Origin of the sequence: Bradyrhizobium sp. UFLA03-84 (genome assembly GCF_002289535.1) — a bacterium.
Taxonomy (GTDB): Bacteria; Pseudomonadota; Alphaproteobacteria; order Rhizobiales; family Xanthobacteraceae; genus Bradyrhizobium; species Bradyrhizobium viridifuturi.
This window is the reverse complement of the sequence record NZ_NSJY01000017.1, coordinates 461,958-480,852: the sequence shown is the minus strand read 5'-3', so window position 1 is coordinate 480,852 and position 18,895 is coordinate 461,958. Positions and strand designations below refer to the sequence as shown.

The following is an 18,895-nucleotide window of genomic DNA, read 5'->3' as shown; positions in this document are numbered from 1 at the left end:
CGATCGATCCTATTTCTTGAGCAGCGGGCACTTGGATTCGGAGACCGGACGAAACGCGTCCTCGCCCTTCACCGTCTTGATGATGTCGAGATAGTCCCACGGCTCCTTGGATTCCGAGGGCTTCTTCACCCTCGCCAGATACATGTCGCGGATGACGCGGCCGTCCTCGCGCAGCTTGCCGCCGTGCACGAAGGTGTCCTCGATCGGGAGCTCGCGCATCTTTGCCATCACCTTCTGCGGATCGTCGGTGCCGGCAGCCTGGATCGCCTTCAGATAATGCAGCACCGAGCCGTAGACGCCGGTCTGGATCATGGTCGGCATCACATTGGTGCGGGCGAAGAACTTCCTCGACCAGGCGCGCGTCTTCTCGTCCATGTTCCAGTACGACGCCGTCGTCATATAGGTGCCCTGCGCGGCGTTGAGGCCGATCGCATGCACGTCGGTGTCGAACATCAGGAGGCCGACCAGCTTCTGGCCGCCCTGCACGAGGCCGAACTCGCCGGACTGCTTGATCGAATTGTCGGTGTCCTGGCCGGCATTGGCGAACGCCACCACATCGGCCTTCGAGCTTTGCGCCTGCAGTGCAAAGGAGGAGAAGTCCGCCGTGTTGGTCGGATGCTTGACGCCGCCGAGCACCTTGCCGCCCATCTCGTTGATGAAGCGCGTGGCGTCCTTCTCGAGCTGCTGGCCGAAGGCATAGTCCGCGGTGATGAAGTACCAGGACTTGCCGCCCTCTGCGATCACCGCCGAAGCCGTCACCTTCGACAGCGCGTAGGTGTCGTAGGTGAAGTGCACGGTGTTCGGGCTGCACAACTCGTCGGTTAGCGAGCTCGCGCCAGGGCCGGACAGCAGCGCGATCTTGTTGCGCTCGCGCACCATGTTGTGCACGGCGATCGCGATGCCGGAATTGGGAATATCGACGACGGCGTCGACCTTGTTGTTGTCGAACCAGCCGCGCACGATCTGGACGCCGACATCGGTCTTCATCTGGTGGTCGGCGGAGATGATCTCGATCGGCTTGCCGAGCACGGTGGGGCCGAATTCCTCGACCGCCATCTTGGCCGCCTCGACCGAGCCCGGGCCGGAATTGTCGCGGCCCCAGCTCGACAGGTCGGTCAGCACGCCGATGCGCACGACGTCGTCGGAAACCTGGGCATGAGCGGCCGTCGTCATCACAGTGAGAATGGCTGCCGCCAAAACGTGTCTCATCGTTCCTCCTCATGGATATCCGCATTCTCTGGCGGGTCGATCCGGAGTTAGTAATTATCAAATCTATTTGTCAATGACGAATTTGATGTGTGAATGTTGTCACACAGTGCCCTCCTCGAATGCGGCGGCGCTTCACATTTGGTGAGCATACGCTTACATGGCTCATCCGGGATGGCGCTGCGGGGCTTCCAGCTCACGCCAGAGCTTGCGGCAGTACCAAGTCACTATGAACAGGGGAATTTTCGCGGACGGCGATGCGCTTCGCCGCCCGCGCGGAGTCGGCCTTCGTCGGGATCGGCTCTTGCGGGGGCGGTGCACGAAGAGCGTCGGCGGGCTGCGATCATAGACGGATCATGTTGAGACAGCTCTTCGCGCCGCAGCTCGTTATTCTCTACGTGCTGGCGGCCTCCACACTCTACGTCCACTTCCGCGGCAAACAGCGGCTGCGCTTCGCCCGTCAGCTCGGCGATCACTCGACCTATCTCGCACCCTACAATGTGCTGATGTATGCCGGCTCCGCGGTGCCCAACACGCCGGTGATCCCGGTCGAGCAGTTTCCCGAGCTCAAGAAGTTGTCAGACAACTGGGAGACGATCCGCGACGAGGCGACACGGCTGTTCGACGAGGGCTTCATCCGCGCCGCGGCCAAGAACAACGACTGGGGCTTCTATTCGTTCTTCAAGAGCGGCTGGAAGCGCTTCTATCTGAAATGGTACGACGACTTCCTGCCGTCGGCGCGGACGCTGTGCCCGCAGACGGTGGAGCTGCTCAATTCGATCCCGAACGTGCACGGTGCGATGTTCGCGATGCTGCCGCCCGGCGGCAAGCTAGGGGCGCATCGCGATCCGTTCGCCGGCTCCTTGCGCTATCACCTTGGCCTGGTGACGCCGAACTCGAACCAGTGCCGCATTCTCGTCGACGGCGTCGAATGCGTCTGGCGCGACGGCGAGGCCTTCATGTTCGACGAGACCTTCATTCACAGTGCCGAGAACAAGACCGACGTCAACCGCATCATCCTGTTCTGCGATGTCGAGCGCCCGATGAAGTACGGCTTCATGACGGCGATGAACCGCTGGGTCAGCCACAACATCGTCAAGGCATCGGCGACCCAGAACGTCGACGGCGAGCATGTCGGCGCGCTGAACAAGGTGTTCGGCAAGCTCTACGAGCTCCACCTCGGCAGCCGCAAGGTCAAGGAATGGAACCGAAGCGTCTACTACACGCTGAAATATTCCGCGACCGCGCTGATCCTCGGCCTGATCGTGGTGTCGGCGTTGCGCTGATCGCGCACGGGCTCGCTACCTTGAATGCAAAAGCCCCGGAGCATGCTCCGGGGCTTTTTGTCTAAGACGTGACGCGCGAGCGCGTCAGTCGCGTTCGAAAACCTTGGCGCCGGGGTAGACGCGCCTGGCGTAGGCGACCACCCACTCGCGGTCCTGGGTTTCCAGGAACGGAGTTCGGATCTTGCACGACCCGACGATGAGGTGCCACAGGCCATCCAGCTTCTGAATGTTGACGATCATTTCAGTGTTCCTCGGGAACCTGCGTTCAAGTCGATATTTGCTGCCCGCGATAGTCGTGCGCTGCGCTCCCCGGAGCAGTGATCCCGATCACAGATTTCGCAACGCAAGTCGCGCCCACGGTGAATCTGTTGCTGGTCGCGCCGGCACAGCGACGCCGACAGCAGTGCATCCGATGGAGCAGTCGCGAGTATAGGAATCACGCGCCATCGCTCTCTACTGTACGAGCGTAAACGCAGGGCATCACAAGGAATCGGTGAGCCTATACCAAGGTATGTTGTGACCGCGTTGATCCTCGGGCCGATCGTAATATGGGGGTTGCAGCGATCGGAGTGGCGCCGCTGCAGACGGGGCTTGTGAGGACGGGAAGCCACGTCTGACCGGCGAGCAACAATGCGTATTGCCTAGCTCAACAAGATTCACCCTGGCGCAGGCGTGGCGGAGCCAATCAATCGGCGCTACGTCTGCTTCTGACAGGTTTCGCGCCGATCTTTCACCGTCGCCCAAAAATACGTCTCGTTCCGATATTCGAACGAAAGAACGCCGGTAACTTCAAGGCCATTTTCCGCATCAACGTATCCGACCCGACATAGGTACTTGATCGTGTCCTTCACGATGGGCGGCCTTCGATAAATCGCGACGGGCTGTAGCGGCGTTATGCGCTGCCCCAAGTAGCTGCTGAACTTTGCCTCTGCAAAGTCTTTCAGTACGGAGCATTGGAAGCGAGCATTTGTCTGTCGATGGCCACTTGAACAGAGGTGAGCTTGCGATGCTGTCCCGATAAAGACCGCATTTTGTCTTCGTTCCGTAGATCTGATGGACTTGCTCTGGGCGAATTCGCGTTTGGAGGCGACCTCGTATGAACCGCCGGCAGTGTCAAATTTCAGTCGAATGATTGAGTTTGGATCGCAGATGTTGAAACACCAATTGTCGCTCATCAATGACGATATTTCCGGAAGCTGGTCGTGATGCGCTTGAGCTACCTCTGACTGAACGACTCTTGCAAGGAAAACCGCATCCTGCCTGGGCAGCTGATCCAGCGCGGCCAGAAAGTACCTGGTGTAAGCGGATGGCTGGTTCTTGTCGGCCGCGTCGCCGGATTCCTGTCCGGCTCTGGCCGAGTACATGATGAGATTTCCGGAAAGCGCTTTGATTGAAGTGAGCCCCTTGGTCTCTAGCCCGATCTGATTGTCCCGACACGCATCAAATATCCAAACCGACACTGCGGCTCGCTTCTTCACCAAGTCGGAACGCCACTTTTCGATCGAGAACAACTTGAGATTGGATGCATTGCTGCTGGCGGCCATGTCAGATCGACGGAAATCCCGGGCTACCAGGTAGTTCAGATTGCCGACGGCAACTCCATGGCCGGAAAAGTAAATGACGACGGCGTCGCCGGGCCTGACAGAGTTCACAAATGTGGCCCAGCGGTCGGTCAGCTTTCTGAATGTCGTATTTTCCTCGTCGACGAGCGTGACCTGCTGGTACGCAAATTTCGACAGTTGCTTGGCAACCAGACTGGCGTCGTTCTTTGGTCCCAACAGTCGCAACGCCTCGTCGTCATAGTTCGAAATTCCCACGACGAAAGCGCGTCGGACCGGCTCGGCCTGCGCAAGCCCGAGCGGATAGACGCTCGGGAACAGGATGAATAACAGGCCCAGCAGCTTCGCGCGAGCGAAGGCCAGGCCGCGTGAACGTACGCTTCCCAGATCTTGGAGCATCAGACAGCTTCCCATGCGCCGGCTCAGCCAATTCGAGTTGGCTGAGCTCCTGTCGTCACGCTTTGCTATCGTTGATTGGGACGGCTTGGATCCGGATAAAGATAGATCTGCCTTCCACTCACCCTTACAACGGGGGTGATCAGCGCTTTCTTGCCCTGCGATTTTCCGCGAGCGTCCTTAACTGCATCGCATGCGGCCTTGGCAACTTGCCCAACCTGGTCAATCGATAGTTCTGCAACGCCTGGGAACATCACTGCTGCCAATTTCGCGACTGTGATCGCCGCCGGCAAATACTGGCAACCCGAATCAATCGCTCGCTGTGCATCGTTTGAATCGCAGCCGACCAAAAACAGCGAGCTGAAACCAGCAAACAATATGGCTCTAATTTTCATGGATTCCTCCTCCCCATATAGCCCAAGCTAAAACTGTCTCATTTTGGGGAGCCCCGCAAGTACAAGTTGAGTGGATTCGTGGGGAGAGGCCACGTATCTCTACGGTTGTCGCGCGCGAAAATGGGTGGCCGACCAATCCGCCATTCGACCAAGACCTGGCGGATGGTGCGTCGCTCATCCCCCAGACGATTTCTGCCTCGTTGTGGCTTACGGTTCCCGATTGGCGCCGACGCCGAGTGAACCGATCGCGTCGGAAGCGGCATCGATATCGGCCGCCGTGATCGGCTGGTCGACGATGAACAGATAGCATCCCGCCGAGACGACGCCGATCAGGGCGCCGACGACGAGCGCCGGCACGAACGAACCGGTCTTCTGCACGATCAGGCCGGTCACGGTCGGCGCCAGCGCGCCGCCGAGATAGCCGCCGAAGTTCTGCACCGAGCCGATCGAGGCGGTGCAATTGGTCGGCACCGCGACCGAGCTCAACGCCCAGGCGCAGGTGCTGGTGACATAGACCAGGAACAGCGAGATCGAGATGAAGGCGATCGCCAGCGTGTTGCTCTCGACATAGGCCGCGGCCACCGTGCAGGCCGCCGTTCCGAGCAGCGAGATCGCGGCCGGGTAGCGCCGGCTCCTGAGCGGCTCAACGCCGCGGCGCACCAGGATGTCGGCGATGTATCCGCCAATGACGCCGCCGACGACACCGCAGGCGAACGGCACCGCAGCCGCCCATCCGGTGTATTTTACGCTCATATGGCGTTCGATCTCGAGATAACCCGGCAGCCAGGCGGTGTAGATCCAGGTCAGGTAGATGCAGCCGAAATAGCCGAAGATCATGCCCCAGGTGGTGCGGAAGCGGAACAGCTGCGACCAGTCGCGGAACGTGACCTTGGTGCGCTGGCCGGGAGGATCGCCCTGCGTCCGGTAGGCATTCTCGTGCGCGGTGAGCGCGACCTGCTCGGGATTGCGATAGAGCGCATACCAGCACGCGGCGACCACGAGGCCGGCGACGCCCATGACCACGAACATCGCGCGCCAGCCGAATGTCAGCATGAGGTAGGTCAGCAGCGGCACGGCGATGGCCGTGCCGAGCGATGACGCGCAATTGAAGACGCCGGTCGCAAGGCCGCGGTCGCGCTGATTGAACCAGTCCCGGACCACGCGCGCGCCGGTCGGAAACTGCGGGGCCTCACCGATTCCGAGCAGGACGCGGGCCCCGAAGAACTGGCCGAAACTCTGCACCAGGCCACCGATGAGTTGCGCGAGCGACCACAGGCTGAGGCCCATGGTGAGAAGCAGGCGCGGACCCAGCCTGTCGACCATCGCGCCGGTGGGGAGCTGTGAGAACGCGTAGGCCCAGAGGAACGCCGAAAGCAGATAGCCCATGTCGGCAATCGACAATCCGAGTTCCTCGCGGATCAGGGGATTGGCAACTGCGAGGGTCGCGCGATCGATGTAATTGACAACCCCTGCAACGACCAGCAGAGCCAGCGCGACGCGCTGAATTGATTTCAGACGTGGCGTCGCAAGCTCGATTCCCGACATGATTCGTTTTTCCTCACCTTTGATTTTGCCGGACAGTATCGGCGTGTGTCGTGTCGAACCAGAACGGAAGTTGCGCGGCCTGCGTTGCGAATTTGACATGGACAAAATGTTGTCTCGCGCTCCGGATTGCTCTCCGGCATGACGAGCGATCACGCGCTCGCGATGATGTGATCGGGCACCGTGCAACGATTCAAAGCCGCGGTGCGGCCGACCCACCCAATCCGGGCATCGGCGCCGGCTTCATCGCACTGTCATCAACGGCTGCGAGGCAATTGATCCGGCCGCATGGCCGGACAAGAACTTGGCGGACAAGAACTCGGGTTCCGGTCATGCGCATCGAAGTGCTACAGTCCAGACCGGCATCCTACCGAAAGGCCTTCTCATGTCCCAGTCCACTGCAGATTTCGCCACCACCGCGCTCAGCGGCTACGAACTGTTGGCCGATCCGCAGTTGAACAAGGGCACGGCGTTCTCCGAGGCCGAGCGCGAGGCGTTCGACCTGCACGGCCTGCTGCCGCCCAATATCCTGACGCTGGACGAGCAGGTCTCGCGCCGCCTCGAGGCGTTGCGCGGCTACGAGACCGACATCGAGCGCTATGCCTTCCTGCGCGAACTGCAGGACACCAACGAGACGCTGTTCTACGCGCTCCTGGTCAGCAATCTGGAAGAGCTGCTGCCGATCGTCTACACGCCGACCGTCGGCGAGGGCTGCCAGAAATTCAGTCGGCTGTTTCGCAAGCCGCGGGGGCTGTTCCTCAGCATTCCGCACCAGCACCGGATCGACCGCATCTTTGCCCATCCGCGCTTCGATCACGTCGAGGCGATCGTGGTGACCGACGGCGAGCGCATCCTCGGCCTCGGCGACCAGGGCGCCGGCGGCATGGGCATTCCGATCGGCAAGCTCGCGCTCTATACCGGTTGCGGTGGCCTGCATCCGGCGACCACGCTGCCGATCATGCTCGATGTCGGCACCGACAATCCCGACTGCCTGGCCGATCCGCTCTATATCGGCTGGCGCAACGAGCGCGTCCGCGGCCAGGCCTATGACGACTTCATCGAGGCGTTCGTCTCGGCGGTGGTGAAGCGCTGGCCGCGCGTGCTGCTGCAGTGGGAGGACTTTGCCAAGAACAACGCGACGCGGATGCTCGAGCGCTATCGCGACCGGCTCCTGACCTTCAACGACGACATCCAGGGCACCGCGGCGGTGGCGACCGGCGCCTTGCTTTCTGCGATCAACGTCACCGGCGTGCCGCTCACCGAGCAGCGCGTCGCCGTTCTCGGCGCCGGCTCCGCCGGCTGCGGCATCGCCAGCCTGATCCGCGCCGCGATGGTCGATGCCGGCCTGTCCGAGAGCGAGGCGGCGAAGCGCTTCTTTATGGTCGACCGCGACGGGCTGCTGCTCGAAGGCATGAGCGGGCTCGCCCCGTTCCAGCTTCCGTTCGTGCAGAGCAAGCAGGCGATCGCAGGCTGGCAGCTAAGCCATCCCGACAAGATCGCGCTGCTCGACGTCGTGCGCAACGCCAAGCCGACCGTGCTGATCGGCGTCTCCGGCCAGGCCGGCGCGTTCTCCGAACCGATCGTCCGCGCGATGGCCGAGTGCAACAAGCGGCCGGTGATCTTCCCGCTGTCGAATCCAACCTCGCGCGAGGAGGCGGCGCCGGCCGACATCGAGGCCTGGACCGAAGGGCGGGCGTTGATCGGCGTCGGCAGCCCGTTCCCGCCGATCACCCGCGACGGCGCGCGCTTCAAGGTCGACCAGACCAACAATTCCTACATCTTCCCCGGCGTTGGTGTCGGCGCGCTCGCGGTCGGCGCCAGCCGGGTCAGCGACGGCATGTTCATGGCCGCCGCCAAGGCGCTCGCCAGCGTCTCGCCCGCCCGCAACAACCCGAAGCACAATCTGCTGCCGCCGGTCAGCGCGCTGCGTGAAGTCGCGCTGACGGTTGCGCTGGCGGTCGCGCTCCAGGCGCACAAGGAAGGACTGGCCAAGGATATTCCGATCGACCAAGTCGAGGCCCGCATCCACGCCAAGGTCTGGACGCCGCGCTACGTTCCGTATCGGCGCAGCGATCGGCCCTAGTCGGGCGATGCCAGCCCCTCGGACGCACCGGCGCGGCGTGACCCTCGGCTCCCCTGCAGGCAGGCGATGGCGTCGACCGCTGGCTGTGGCCGACTAAAGTTCTAGTCGCCAGGGTCAATTCTGCTGGAACTTTCGGCTGCGCCATTTCGTTTGTACTCAAACGACCCGAACGATCAAAAATTCATCCGGGGGCTTGTCCGAGGGAGACGCTCCCATGACGACATTCGGCCCTGCGCTTGGCCCAACCTCCGGGCTCGACGCCAACCAACTCACGCCAGCCGAGCATCAGCTCCAGTTGCGGCGCGCGGTGATCGCCTCCACGGTCGGAACCGCGATCGAATGGTATGACTTCTTCCTCTACAGCACCGTCACCGGGCTGGTGTTCGCGAAGCTGTTCTTTCCGCATTCCGATCCCTGGGTCGGTACGCTGGAAGCTTTCGCGATCTATGCGGTCGGCTTCATCGCCCGGCCGATCGGGGCTGCGATCTTCGGCCACTATGGCGACCGCATCGGCCGCAAGTCGACGCTGATCGCGACGCTGCTGCTGATGGGCCTCGCGACCGCGGCGGTGGCATTGGTGCCGACCTATTCCAGCATCGGCATCTGGGGTGCGGTGATCCTCACCGTGCTGCGTTTCGTTCAGGGTGTCGGCGTCGGCGGCGAATGGGGCGGCTCGGTGCTGATGTCGATGGAATGGGCGCGCAACGATCGCTCGCGCGGACTGATCGCGTCATGGCCGCAATTCGGCGTGCCTTGCGGGTTGTTCCTCGCCAATCTTGCCGTGCTCGCCTTCAGCCAGATGTCGGGCGACCAGTTCCTGGCATGGGGCTGGCGCGTTCCGTTTGCGCTCAGCATCATCCTGGTCGGTGTTGGCCTCTACATCCGGCTCGGCATTCTGGAAACGCCAGTGTTCAGCAAGCTGTTAGCCGAACGTCAGCTCGACCGCACGCCGATGCTGACGGTGATCCGCGACCATCCGAAGGAGATCCTGCTGTCCGCCTTCGCGCGCATGGCCGAGCAGGCGCCATTCTACATCTTCACCGCCTTCGTGTTCTCCTACGGCATCGGCACGCTGAAGATGTCGCGCGACATGTTGCTGACGGCGGTACTCGCCGCGTCGGTGGTCTCGTTCGTCTCGATCCCGGTGTTCGGGCATCTCTCCGACCAGATCGGCCGCAAGAACATGTACATGATCGGCGCGGCTGCGACCGGTGTGTTCGGTTTCATCTACTTCGCGATGCTCAACACCGGATCGGTGGCGGTCATCTTCCTCGCGATCATCCTCTCGCTGGTTCCGCATGACATGATGTACGGACCGCAGGCCGCGCTGATCGCGGAGAGCTTCACCGGACGCCTGCGCTACAGCGGCGCCTCGCTGGGCTACCAGCTCGCATCTGTCATCGCCGGCGGACCGGCGCCGCTGGTCGCGGCCTGGCTGTTCGGCACCTATCATTCGTCGATTGCGATCGCGGTCTACATCGCGATCTGCGCCGTCATCACGCTGGTCGCAACCGCGCTGATGACCGACTACACCGGCAAGGACATCAACGCAGCGGCCGCGCATCAGCGGTGAGTGTGAGACGGCAAGGAGCAGCAGATGGTGAAATGGCGAAAAGAATCGGCGCTCGATCTCTACAATCTGGCCGCAGCGATCTTCCTGCTCGCTGCGCCGTGGTTGTTCGCGCATGCCAACCCGACCGCGGCGATCGATCTCAGGATCAGTGGAGCCGCGATCGCGATCATGTCGCTGGCGGCGATCGCAGCGTTCGCGATCTGGGAGGAGTGGATCAATCTGTTCGTCGGCTGCTGGCTGCTCGTCTCGCCCTGGCTGCTCGGCTTCACCCACACCCGCGCGATGCACTTTGCCATCGCTGCGGGTGCGGTGGTCGCGTTCATGGCGCTGCTCGAACTGTGGCTCGAGTACGAGAAGACGCATCTTGGCGCAGCCGCGCCGCAGGACGCCGCAAAGCACTAGAGGTTAGCAGCCGCGGCAGATGCCCCTGATCTTGCGGTCGACGATCGCATCTTCCTGGTCGATGATCTGCTGTGATGATGCCGCCGCGGCCGGAATGTCGGCGGCCCGCGGCTGGCGATGGCCGACCGGCGCCAGCCAAGGCCTGGTCGCGGTTTCGTTTGATGCGTAGACGTTCGTATCCAGAACCGCCGCCTGCGCGAAGCAAGCGGTCGCTATTGCCGCAGACAGGAAAGCGGCCAGGCCAAGTTGTTTGCCGAGTCGTCGAAGATCAATCATGAGAAGCTCCGTGCCGTCATCGCCGCGTTTGCGCGCGGCCTTGATGAAATGGATTGTCTGCGTCGTTCCGGTATTCCCGATCCGCGATCGTGATGAAGTGCTCGCGGTTCGGTGATCGCACGTGATGAAATATTTCTTGGCGAACACGGTCATTGGTCACAGGAGCCGAGCTTGGTCGGCTTCATCCACGCGGAGAATTCCCATGACCAAATTGACCTTCGCTGCGCTTGCGCTGGTTGCGGCAGCTGCATATTCGGCTCAGGCGTCGGCCGCCAACAACAATGCTGCGGCGCGGCGCGCCCATGCCTCAATGATGACGACGACGACACCGGTCAACAGCAAGACGACTGATTGCGTGCGCGCGCCGAACGTCGGATCGTTCGCAACCGCGCCCTTCACCGAGCCGCCCTGCATGCCCGGCACGATGCGCTGACCGCGTGCGGCGAAAAGCCCCGGACCTCAAGTCCGGGTCTTCCCGGCTGATACGATGTTCGCCGGGCAGCGCCCGCGCGTGACCCACGTCACAGGCGCCCTGTGACGATCATGCGAGGACTGCGGCGTCGGAGCTGGTGCGTGGTGCCCGGCCCGAGTTCAAGGAGACGTCGCATGACACGCAATTCGCTGATTGCTTTCGCTGCCGTTGTCGCGTTCGGCGTTACCGCGCTGGGCTCCGCACAGGCGGGTGGACTTCACATGGTGCCGCCGAAGAATGTCGGTGCGAAACTGCCGCCGGGCGGCTCGGGCGGCTCGAGCGGCTCGGGCGGTTCGGGTGGCCCGCATCGCCAGCCGGTCGATCCGCCGCCTTACCTCGGAACGGGTTACAGCGGTGACAGTGCGGGTGGCAGCGGAGGTGGCGGATACTTCGGCGACCCCAATCATCATGGACACGAGCAATTCTGAAAACGCAAACGGCCCCGAACCAGGTTCGGGGCCGCGCTGTGCTGCTGGGTTGCAGCGGGTAACTATTCAGGCTTGCCGATCGTCACGGCGAGCTTGCCGACGCCGTCGACACCGCATTCGAGCTTGTCGCCCACCTGCAACTGCGAGACGCCGGCCGGCGTGCCGGTCATGATGATGTCGCCGGCGGCGAGCTTCACCTGCTGCGAGAGCTGCCAGATGATCTCCGGCACGTTCCAGATCAATTCGGTGAGGTCGCCCTTCTGCGCTTCCTTGCCGTTGACGGTGAGCCAGATCTTGCCGGCCTTGGGGTGGCCGATCTTCGAGGCCGGCTGGATCGCGGAGCAGGGCGCGGAATAGTCGAACGACTTGCCGATCTCCCAGGGCCGCTCCTTCTTGCGCGAGGCGATCTGCAGGTCGCGGCGGGTCAGGTCGATGCCGACGGCATAGCCGTAGACGTGCTCCAGCGCCTTGTCGGCGGGAATGTTGAGCCCGCCGCTCTTCATCGCCACCACCAACTCGACCTCATGATGCAGGTCCTTGGTTAGCGGCGGATAGGGGATCGTCGCGCCATCAGGCACCAGCATGTCGGCATGCTTGCCGAAGAAGAACGGCGGTGCGCGCTCGTCATTGCCCATCTCCCTGATATGCTCGAGATAGTTGCGGCCGACGCACCAGATGCGGCGGACCGGATAGGTGCCGGACTCGCCGACGACGGGAAGCGAGGGCTGCGGGGGAAGCGGAATGACGGTGGAGGCGGCGTTCATGAACGGGTCCCGGAGGGTTGAAGGAGGGAGCGCGGGCGGTTTTTACGCGCTTACGCCGCTCAGGGCTAGTGGCTGCGGTTGCACCGGGCGCAGAGGTGAGGCCAGCTTTCCGCCGGGCGCGGCTGCCTTCGGCAGGCGCGAGCGGTGATGCCGACGCGGAGATGGCTTTCGATCGGTCTTGCCCTGGTCGCGGCGGTCCTGGCCGCCTCCGCCGTTCGCTTTTTTGTGGTGACCCCGGAACGGATCGATCGGGGACAGAACAAGGTCCAGCGCGTGGCCGTGGACATCACGCCCGCCACGCAGGCCTTGCAGGCGACGCTCGACGTGGCGGACATGCACGCGGACAGCCTGTTGTGGAAGCGCGATCTGATCGCGCGATCGGATCGTGGCCATATCGACTTGCCGCGCCTGATCGAGGGCCGGTACGCCTTGCAGGTGTTCTCGTCGGTCACCAAGTCGCCCAAGGGCCAGAACTACGATGCCAACGCCGACGACACCGACACGATCACGAACCTCGCCATCATCGATCTGCAGCCGCCCCGGACGTGGTTCTCGCCGCTGCAGCGCTCGTTGTGGCATGCGGAGAAATTGCACAGCTTCGCCGACAGGTCCGCTGGCCGGCTTCGCGTGGTCATGACACCGGCCGACATCGATCGCCTGCTCGCGGATCGCAAGAACGGCGTGACGGTGGTCGGCGGCATGCTCTCGGTCGAAGGGCTGCATGACCTCGAAGGCAATATCGACAATCTCGATGTGCTTTACGCCGCCGGCTTCAGGATGGCCGGCCTCACGCACTTCTTCGACAATGATGTCGCAGGCTCGATGCACGGCGTGGCAAAGGGCGGGCTGACGCCGCTCGGCCGGCAGGTGGTGCAGCAGATGGAAGCGATCGGAATGATCGTCGACCTCGCCCATGCGAGCCACGCGGCGGTCGCCGACGTGCTGGCGATGGCGACGCGTCCGGTGGTCTCGAGCCATGGCGGCGTTCAGGCGACCTGCAAGGTCAACCGCAATCTCACCGACGATGAGGTCAGGGGCGTCGCGAGGACCGGCGGCGTGATCGGCATCGGCTTCTGGCAGGGCGCCGTGTGTTCGCTCGATCCAAAGAATGTCGCGCGGGCGATCGCCCATGTCCGCGACCTCGTCGGGATCGACCATGTCGGCCTCGGCTCGGATTTCGACGGCTCGACCATCACGGGATTCGATGCCGGCGGGATCGCCGCCGTGACCCAGGCGCTGATGTCGAGCGGGTTCTCCGAGGACGACATCCGCAAGGTCATGGGCGGCAATGTCCTGCGCGTGCTGCGCGCAGGCATCGTCCCGAAGGACGGGAAAGGATGATCAGCCGGCAGCGCTGATCGGCGCCAGTGCCAGCGGCGCGTCTTGACGGTGTTGCAGGCGGAAGAACGAGGCGTAGCGGCCGCCGCGGCGCAACAGTTCCTCGTGACGCCCGCGCTCGACGATCTCGCCGCGCTCGACCACCAGGATCGCATCGGCATGCATGATGGTGTGCAGGCGGTGCGCGATCACGATCGTGGTGCGGCCCTGGCAGAGATGCTCGATCGCCTCCTGCACCTGCTTTTCGGACTCCGAGTCGAGCGCGGCGGTGGCCTCGTCGAGCAGGATGATCGGCGCGTTCTTGATCAGCGCGCGGGCGACCGCGATGCGCTGGCGCTGCCCGCCGGACAGCTGCGTGCCGTGCTCGCCGACCGGCGTGTCGTAGCCGAGCGGGAAGCTCATGATGAAGTCGTGCGCGCAGGCGGCCTTGGCGGCGTCGATGATCTCGGTCTCGGTGGCGCCGCCTTTGCCGAAGGCGATGTTGGCGCGGATGGTGTCGCGGAACAGATAGACGTCCTGGCCGACATAGGCGGTCTGCTGCCGCAGCGATCTGCGCGAGACTTGTGAGATCGACTGGCCGTCGATCAGGATTTCGCCCTCCTGCGTCTCGTAGAAGCGCAGCAGCAGCGCGAGCACGGTGGATTTGCCGCCGCCGGAGGGGCCGACCAGGGCGGTGACCTTGCCGGGCTCGGCCGTGAAGCTCATGCGGTTCAGCACCGCTTCACCGGGGCGATAGGCGAAGCTGACGTCGCGCAGCTCGATCCGCGCGTCGGAAAGCTTCAGCGCCGGCTTGTCGTCATCGACCTGCTCGCTGGCCGGGCTGTCGACCACCTCGAGCAGCATCCGCGCGCCGACCAATTGGCTGTTGAGGTCGATGTTGAGACGCGCCAGCCGCTTGGCCGGCTCGGTCGCCATCAGGAAGGCGGTCAGGAACGTGAAGAACTGCCCCGGCGTGGAGCCGAGCGCCACCACGCTATAGCCGCCATACATCAGGCAGCCGGCGACGGCAAAGCCGCCGAGCATCTCCATCAGCGGATTAGAGCGGTTGGCGACCCGCGCCATCTTGTTGGCGTTGCGCTCGACGATCGAGATGTTCTCGTCGATCCGCTGCTGCATGGCGTCTTCCAGCGTGAACGCCTTTACGGTGCGGATGCCTTGCAGCGATTCCTGCATCGTCTCCATGATATCGGCTGTGCCGGTGAACTGGTTGTAGGCGAGACCCTTGATCCGCTTCACCAGCCTGCGCAGCATCAGCATCGCCGGCGGCACCGCCACGAGCCCGATGAACGACATCAGCGGGTCCTGCCAGATCATCACCGCGAGCATGCTGATCAGCATCAGGAAGTCGCGGCCGATCGCATTGACCAGCATGTTGAGCACGTCGGTGATCGACTTGGCGCCGGCGGTGAGCCGCGCCAGGAACTCGGACGAGTGCCGCTGCGAAAAGAAGCCGATGCTCTCGCTCATCAGCTTGGCGAACAATTGCCGCTGGTTCCGCGCCAGGATCGCGTTGCTGATCTTCGACAGGATCACCATGTGGCCGTAGGTCGCCACGCCCTTGATGAACAGCAGCACCACGGTGATCCCGGCGAACATGGCGATGCCGGGGATGTTCTTGTCGACATAGGCCTGGTTGATCACCTGGCCGAGCACATAGGTGGCGCCCGCCGTCGAGCCGGCGGCAACCGCCATCAGGGCGAACGCCGTCAGATAACGCCGCCAGTAGGTGATCCCCTGTTCCGTGACCAGGCGGCGGATCAGGATCGCCGCGCCGTAGGGATCGTCGGTAATTTTCTTTGGAAACTGAGCCATCCGCGTTCCATTGACGGCGGGCAGCGCCGGCCGTCAGGGTTGCGGACCTCATTGCCCGCTTGGCGGGGCTTTTTCAAGCACAATAAAGGCTTGATAACGGCTTGATTTTTAGGCCGATTCTGCCTGTCGCGCGGCGCCCCCGCGCTCCCGGAACAGCTTCTCCTCCCAGGCCAGCGCGTGGCTCGCGATGGTCTCGAGATCATCGTAGCGCGGGGTCCAGTCGAGCAGCGAGCGGATCCGTGTCGTATCCGCCACCATGGTCATGATGTCGCCTGGCCGGCGCGCGGCATAGGCGATCGCGAAATTGCGCATCGAGACCCGGCGCACCGCCTCGATGGTCTCGAGCACGGAATAGCCGCGGCCGTAGCCGCAATTCATCGTCACCGATTGCCCGCCGCCGCGCAGATAGGCCAGCGCCGAGCGGTGCGCCTCGACGAGGTCGCTGACATGGATGAAGTCGCGCACGCAGCTGCCGTCCTGGGTCGGATAGTCGGTGCCGAAAACGTCGATCTTGGCGCGCTGCCCGGTCGCGGCCTCGACCGCGATCTTGAGCAGATGGGTGGCGCCGATGGTGGCAAGGCCGACGCGGCCTTTCGGGTCGGCCCCGGCGACGTTGAAGTAGCGCAGCACCACGTAGTTCATGCCATGCGCCGATGCGACATCGTGCAGCATGATCTCGGTCATCAGCTTGGACGAGCCGTAGGGCGACAGCGGACGAGTCGGCGCGATCTCCGGCACCGGTACCTGGTCCGGATTGCCGTAGACGGCGGCGGTCGAGGAGAAGATGAAGCGGCTGACGCCGCCCTTCACGGCAGCATTGAGCAGGCTGCGCGTCGTCATGGTGTTGTTGCGGTAATAGCCGAGCGGATCGCGCATCGAATCCGGCACCACCACCGAGCCGGCGAAATGGATGATGCTGTCGATGCCGTGCTGTGCGATCACGCCCTCGACGAGGTTCTCGTCGCCGGCATCGCCGATGAACAGCGGAACGCCTTCGGGCAGGAACGCGGAGAAGCCGGTGGAAAGATTGTCGACGACGACGACGCTCTCGCCGGCATCGACCAGCGCATGAACCATGTGACTTCCGATATAGCCGGCACCGCCGGTCACGAGCACGGTCATGTGTAGAGCTCTCCCGATATCTTTAACCGGCGATGCTAGCGGGAGTGCGGTGAAGAGGGGGTTTCGCCGCGGCCGAACTGGCCACTATGCTTAATGTTGCGTATAGGAACTGGCGCGAAACGGAGACTTGCGTGCCGATCGAGAACACACCTGCCGGCGAGCTTGAGCTCATCGTGCCCAACCTGCACCGGCGCTATTCGGGTGTCACCGCGACCAACCGCATGGTCGCGCCGAAGCTTGCAAAGATGTTTCGCGCAGGCTGGCTCGGCTCGCACCGCCCCGACGGCATCGACGCGATGGGATTCGCTGATCTGATGCGGCTGTGGCGGCGCGCCCAGCCGGTGATCTGGCACGCGCGGCGCAACGACGAGATGATCGCAGGGCTCGTGCTGCGCGCGCTCGGCTGGCCGCTGAAGCTGCTGTTCACCTCGGCCGCGCAGCGTCATCACACATGGCTGACGCGCTGGCTGATCCGCAACATGGATGCGATCATCGCCACCAGCCCGCTGTCGGCCTCTTATCTCAAGCGCGACGCCACGGTGGTGATGCACGGCGTCGACACCGATCGCTATGCGCCGCCGGCCGATCGCGCGGCGGCGCTTGCCGAGAGTGGATTGGCGGGACGCTATGCGATCGGCTGCTTCGGGCGGGTGCGCGCGCAGAAGGGCAGCGACGTGTTCGTCGAGGCGATGTGCAGGCTGCTGCCGCGCTATCCCGATTTCACCGCCGTCATCGTCGGCGCCGTGGTGCCGGAGCAACTCGCCTTCGCGGGCGAGCTGAAGCGGAAGATCGAGGCCGCGGGGCTACAATCGCGCATCGTCATCACGGGTGAACTGCCGATCGAGGATGTCGTGCGCTGGTACCAGCGGCTGACGATCTATGCCTTCACCTCACGCAACGAGGGCTTTGGCCTGACCCTGATCGAGGCGATGTCGGCCGGCGCTGCGCTCGTGGCCGCGCGCGCGGGCGCCGCCGAGTTCGTGGTCGAGGATGGCGCGACCGGCGTGCTGACGCCGCCCGGCGAAGCCGACGCGCTGGCGGCCGCGCTCGAGCCGCTGATGCGCGATCCGGCATCGGCCGAAGCGATGGGGGCGCGGGCGCGCCAACGAGTTGTGGATAAGTTCAGCCTGGATGCGGAGGCGGCCGCGATCGCCAGGGTCTATCGCACGCTGATCTGAGCCAGCACGCGCTGCGTAATCTCCACGACCTCCTCGGCCGCAATGTCGCGCATGCAGCGATGATCGTTCATGGTGCAGACCGTGCGCTGGCACGGCTGGCAAGGCAGCTTGCTTTTGGTCTGTCGCACCGTCGCGGCGAGCGGATTGAGGGGCGCCCAGAGATACGGGTCGGTCGGACCGAAGATGCCCATGGTCGGCGTGCCGATCGCGGCCGCGATGTGCATCAGCCCGGAATCGTTGGCGATCGCGACACTGGCCGCGGCGATCGCCAGCACGCCGTTGCGCAAATCGGTGCCGGTGAGATCGCGGACCCGCGCACCGCCGGCAGCCACGATCTCCTGCGCCAATGCCTTCTCGCCGGGGCCGCCGACCACCCAGACGTCGAACCCGCGTTCGGCGAACAGCCGCGCGGCCTCCGGATAATAGGTCCATCGCTTGGAGGCGCCGACCGAGCCGGGGCCCAATACGATGGCGGGATTGCTGCCGAGCCCGTTGGCCTGCCGCCATTGTCCGATCTCGTCGGCGGGAACCCGAAGCTGTGGCACCGGCCATTCGGGAGGTCGGGCGGCGCCGTCCGGTAGCGCCAGGATGGCGTTCTTGTCGATGAAGCGCGGCTGCTTCTGTTCGCCCCACCGCATCGCATTGATCAGGCCGAACCGCGCCTCGCCGAAGAAGCCGATCCGCTCCGGGATGCCCGCCAGCGCCGGTGCTATGGCGGACTTCCAGGTCCGAGGCAGCACCAGCGCGGTGGCGTAATTCCGCGCTCGAAGCTCGGTCGCCAGCGCCCGCTGCTGGGCCAGCGCCAGCCGGCTGCGCGGCAGCTCGAACACGATCCCGGCGCGGACACCGGGCATGTAGTCGACCAGAGGGGCGCAAAGCCTTGACGTCAGCAGGTCAACCGGCCGGTTCGGCCAGCGCTTGCGAAGCACCCTGACCACAGTGTGGCCGCGCACGAAATCGCCGATCCAAACATAGGGCACGACGAGGATAGGTCTGGTATCCTCGGCATCCTCAGTTTCGATATCAGATATTGAATCAATATTCATTTCTAAATGGGCCAAGG

18 protein-coding genes are annotated in these 18,895 nt (G+C 63.8%); 8 read left to right on the top strand and 10 right to left on the bottom strand.

The features are described 5' to 3' along the window. Positions 1–9: 9 nt before the first annotated feature. Positions 10–1,209: an ABC transporter substrate-binding protein gene (locus tag CK489_RS34985; protein ID WP_050631140.1), complete on the bottom strand. Its 1,200-nt coding sequence runs from the start codon at positions 1,207–1,209 to the stop codon at positions 10–12. A gap of 353 nt (positions 1,210–1,562) precedes the next feature. On the opposite strand from CK489_RS34985, the gene CK489_RS34980 reads away from it, so the two are divergent. Next, positions 1,563–2,492, top strand: a complete 930-nt coding sequence (locus CK489_RS34980) for an aspartyl/asparaginyl beta-hydroxylase domain-containing protein (protein WP_095735472.1) — start codon at positions 1,563–1,565, stop codon at positions 2,490–2,492. 84 nt (positions 2,493–2,576) lie between these two features. Here CK489_RS34980 and CK489_RS41975 read toward each other — a convergent pair whose 3' ends face one another. From CK489_RS41975 to CK489_RS34970, 4 genes are all read right to left on the bottom strand, one after another. Beyond that, positions 2,577–2,732, bottom strand: a complete 156-nt coding sequence (locus CK489_RS41975; RefSeq protein WP_167350189.1) for a hypothetical protein — start codon at positions 2,730–2,732, stop codon at positions 2,577–2,579. Positions 2,733–3,187: 455 nt separating this feature from the next. After that, the gene (locus CK489_RS34975; RefSeq protein ID WP_158226538.1) at positions 3,188–4,450 is read right to left on the bottom strand and encodes a caspase family protein; all 1,263 of its coding nucleotides are present in this window, start codon (positions 4,448–4,450) and stop codon (positions 3,188–3,190) included. 65 nt (positions 4,451–4,515) lie between these two features. After that, positions 4,516–4,842, bottom strand: a complete 327-nt coding sequence (locus CK489_RS41110; RefSeq protein WP_143278292.1) for a hypothetical protein — start codon at positions 4,840–4,842, stop codon at positions 4,516–4,518. Positions 4,843–5,049: 207 nt separating this feature from the next. Beyond that, positions 5,050–6,387, bottom strand: a complete 1,338-nt coding sequence (locus tag CK489_RS34970; protein ID WP_095735470.1) for an MFS transporter — start codon at positions 6,385–6,387, stop codon at positions 5,050–5,052. A 382-nt stretch (positions 6,388–6,769) separates the two neighbouring features. On the opposite strand from CK489_RS34970, the gene CK489_RS34965 reads away from it, so the two are divergent. The 3 genes from CK489_RS34965 to CK489_RS34955 all read left to right on the top strand — a co-directional run bounded on the left by CK489_RS34965 (position 6,770) and on the right by CK489_RS34955 (position 10,442). Next, positions 6,770–8,467 carry an NAD-dependent malic enzyme gene (locus CK489_RS34965; protein ID WP_095735469.1) on the top strand — a complete coding sequence of 566 codons (1,698 nt, stop codon included), beginning with the start codon at positions 6,770–6,772 and terminating at the stop codon, positions 8,465–8,467. A 214-nt stretch (positions 8,468–8,681) separates the two neighbouring features. Continuing rightward, entirely contained in the window at positions 8,682–10,040 is a 1,359-nt protein-coding gene (locus CK489_RS34960) for an MFS transporter (RefSeq protein ID WP_050631144.1), read from the top strand. 24 nt (positions 10,041–10,064) lie between these two features. Next, a complete protein-coding gene (locus tag CK489_RS34955) occupies positions 10,065–10,442 on the top strand; it encodes an SPW repeat protein (protein WP_095735468.1) in 378 nt (125 codons plus the stop codon). 3 nt (positions 10,443–10,445) lie between these two features. Here CK489_RS34955 and CK489_RS42440 read toward each other — a convergent pair whose 3' ends face one another. Next, positions 10,446–10,871, bottom strand: coding sequence for a hypothetical protein (locus CK489_RS42440; protein ID WP_245350627.1), 426 nt, complete (start codon positions 10,869–10,871; stop codon positions 10,446–10,448). A 49-nt stretch (positions 10,872–10,920) separates the two neighbouring features. Between CK489_RS42440 and CK489_RS34945 the strand changes: the two genes are divergently transcribed. Further along, complete coding sequence (locus CK489_RS34945; protein WP_095735467.1) at positions 10,921–11,151, top strand: hypothetical protein; 231 nt, start codon at positions 10,921–10,923, stop codon at positions 11,149–11,151. Between the two features lie 173 nt (positions 11,152–11,324). Next, entirely contained in the window at positions 11,325–11,618 is a 294-nt protein-coding gene (locus CK489_RS34940; RefSeq protein WP_095735466.1) for a hypothetical protein, read from the top strand. A gap of 62 nt (positions 11,619–11,680) precedes the next feature. Here CK489_RS34940 and CK489_RS34935 read toward each other — a convergent pair whose 3' ends face one another. Further along, positions 11,681–12,382, bottom strand: a complete 702-nt coding sequence (locus tag CK489_RS34935; protein ID WP_050631148.1) for a fumarylacetoacetate hydrolase family protein — start codon at positions 12,380–12,382, stop codon at positions 11,681–11,683. 147 nt (positions 12,383–12,529) lie between these two features. On the opposite strand from CK489_RS34935, the gene CK489_RS34930 reads away from it, so the two are divergent. Beyond that, a complete protein-coding gene (locus tag CK489_RS34930) occupies positions 12,530–13,723 on the top strand; it encodes a dipeptidase (RefSeq protein ID WP_095735465.1) in 1,194 nt (397 codons plus the stop codon). Here CK489_RS34930 and CK489_RS34925 read toward each other — a convergent pair whose 3' ends face one another. Together CK489_RS34925 and galE are read right to left on the bottom strand one after the other, a co-directional pair. Then, the gene (locus tag CK489_RS34925) at positions 13,724–15,532 is read right to left on the bottom strand and encodes an ABC transporter ATP-binding protein (RefSeq protein ID WP_050631150.1); all 1,809 of its coding nucleotides are present in this window, start codon (positions 15,530–15,532) and stop codon (positions 13,724–13,726) included. 108 nt (positions 15,533–15,640) lie between these two features. Continuing rightward, complete coding sequence (galE, locus tag CK489_RS34920; protein WP_095735464.1) at positions 15,641–16,654, bottom strand: UDP-glucose 4-epimerase GalE; 1,014 nt, start codon at positions 16,652–16,654, stop codon at positions 15,641–15,643. Between the two features lie 137 nt (positions 16,655–16,791). Here galE and CK489_RS34915 point away from each other — a divergent pair, with 137 nt between their 5' ends. Continuing rightward, on the top strand, positions 16,792–17,832 hold the full coding sequence (locus CK489_RS34915) for a glycosyltransferase family 4 protein (RefSeq protein ID WP_095735744.1): 1,041 nt from the start codon (positions 16,792–16,794) through the stop codon (positions 17,830–17,832). On the opposite strand, the gene waaF is transcribed toward CK489_RS34915, so the two are convergent. Further along, a complete protein-coding gene (waaF, locus tag CK489_RS34910) occupies positions 17,814–18,878 on the bottom strand; it encodes a lipopolysaccharide heptosyltransferase II (protein ID WP_095735463.1) in 1,065 nt (354 codons plus the stop codon). The genes CK489_RS34915 and waaF overlap by 19 nt on opposite strands. Positions 18,879–18,895 lie beyond the last annotated feature (17 nt).

Coding starts and splice junctions, on each gene's coding strand:
- CK489_RS34985 (WP_050631140.1), bottom strand. CDS start 1,209: ATGAGACACGTTTTGGCGGCAGCCATTCTCACTGTGATGACGACGGCC.
- CK489_RS34980 (WP_095735472.1), top strand. CDS start 1,563: ATGTTGAGACAGCTCTTCGCGCCGCAGCTCGTTATTCTCTACGTGCTG.
- CK489_RS41975 (WP_167350189.1), bottom strand. CDS start 2,732: ATGATCGTCAACATTCAGAAGCTGGATGGCCTGTGGCACCTCATCGTC.
- CK489_RS34975 (WP_158226538.1), bottom strand. CDS start 4,450: ATGCTCCAAGATCTGGGAAGCGTACGTTCACGCGGCCTGGCCTTCGCT.
- CK489_RS41110 (WP_143278292.1), bottom strand. CDS start 4,842: ATGAAAATTAGAGCCATATTGTTTGCTGGTTTCAGCTCGCTGTTTTTG.
- CK489_RS34970 (WP_095735470.1), bottom strand. CDS start 6,387: ATGTCGGGAATCGAGCTTGCGACGCCACGTCTGAAATCAATTCAGCGC.
- CK489_RS34965 (WP_095735469.1), top strand. CDS start 6,770: ATGTCCCAGTCCACTGCAGATTTCGCCACCACCGCGCTCAGCGGCTAC.
- CK489_RS34960 (WP_050631144.1), top strand. CDS start 8,682: ATGACGACATTCGGCCCTGCGCTTGGCCCAACCTCCGGGCTCGACGCC.
- CK489_RS34955 (WP_095735468.1), top strand. CDS start 10,065: ATGGTGAAATGGCGAAAAGAATCGGCGCTCGATCTCTACAATCTGGCC.
- CK489_RS42440 (WP_245350627.1), bottom strand. CDS start 10,871: ATGACCGTGTTCGCCAAGAAATATTTCATCACGTGCGATCACCGAACC.
- CK489_RS34945 (WP_095735467.1), top strand. CDS start 10,921: ATGACCAAATTGACCTTCGCTGCGCTTGCGCTGGTTGCGGCAGCTGCA.
- CK489_RS34940 (WP_095735466.1), top strand. CDS start 11,325: ATGACACGCAATTCGCTGATTGCTTTCGCTGCCGTTGTCGCGTTCGGC.
- CK489_RS34935 (WP_050631148.1), bottom strand. CDS start 12,382: ATGAACGCCGCCTCCACCGTCATTCCGCTTCCCCCGCAGCCCTCGCTT.
- CK489_RS34930 (WP_095735465.1), top strand. CDS start 12,530: ATGCCGACGCGGAGATGGCTTTCGATCGGTCTTGCCCTGGTCGCGGCG.
- CK489_RS34925 (WP_050631150.1), bottom strand. CDS start 15,532: ATGGCTCAGTTTCCAAAGAAAATTACCGACGATCCCTACGGCGCGGCG.
- galE (WP_095735464.1), bottom strand. CDS start 16,654: ATGACCGTGCTCGTGACCGGCGGTGCCGGCTATATCGGAAGTCACATG.
- waaF (WP_095735463.1), bottom strand. CDS start 18,878: ATGAATATTGATTCAATATCTGATATCGAAACTGAGGATGCCGAGGAT.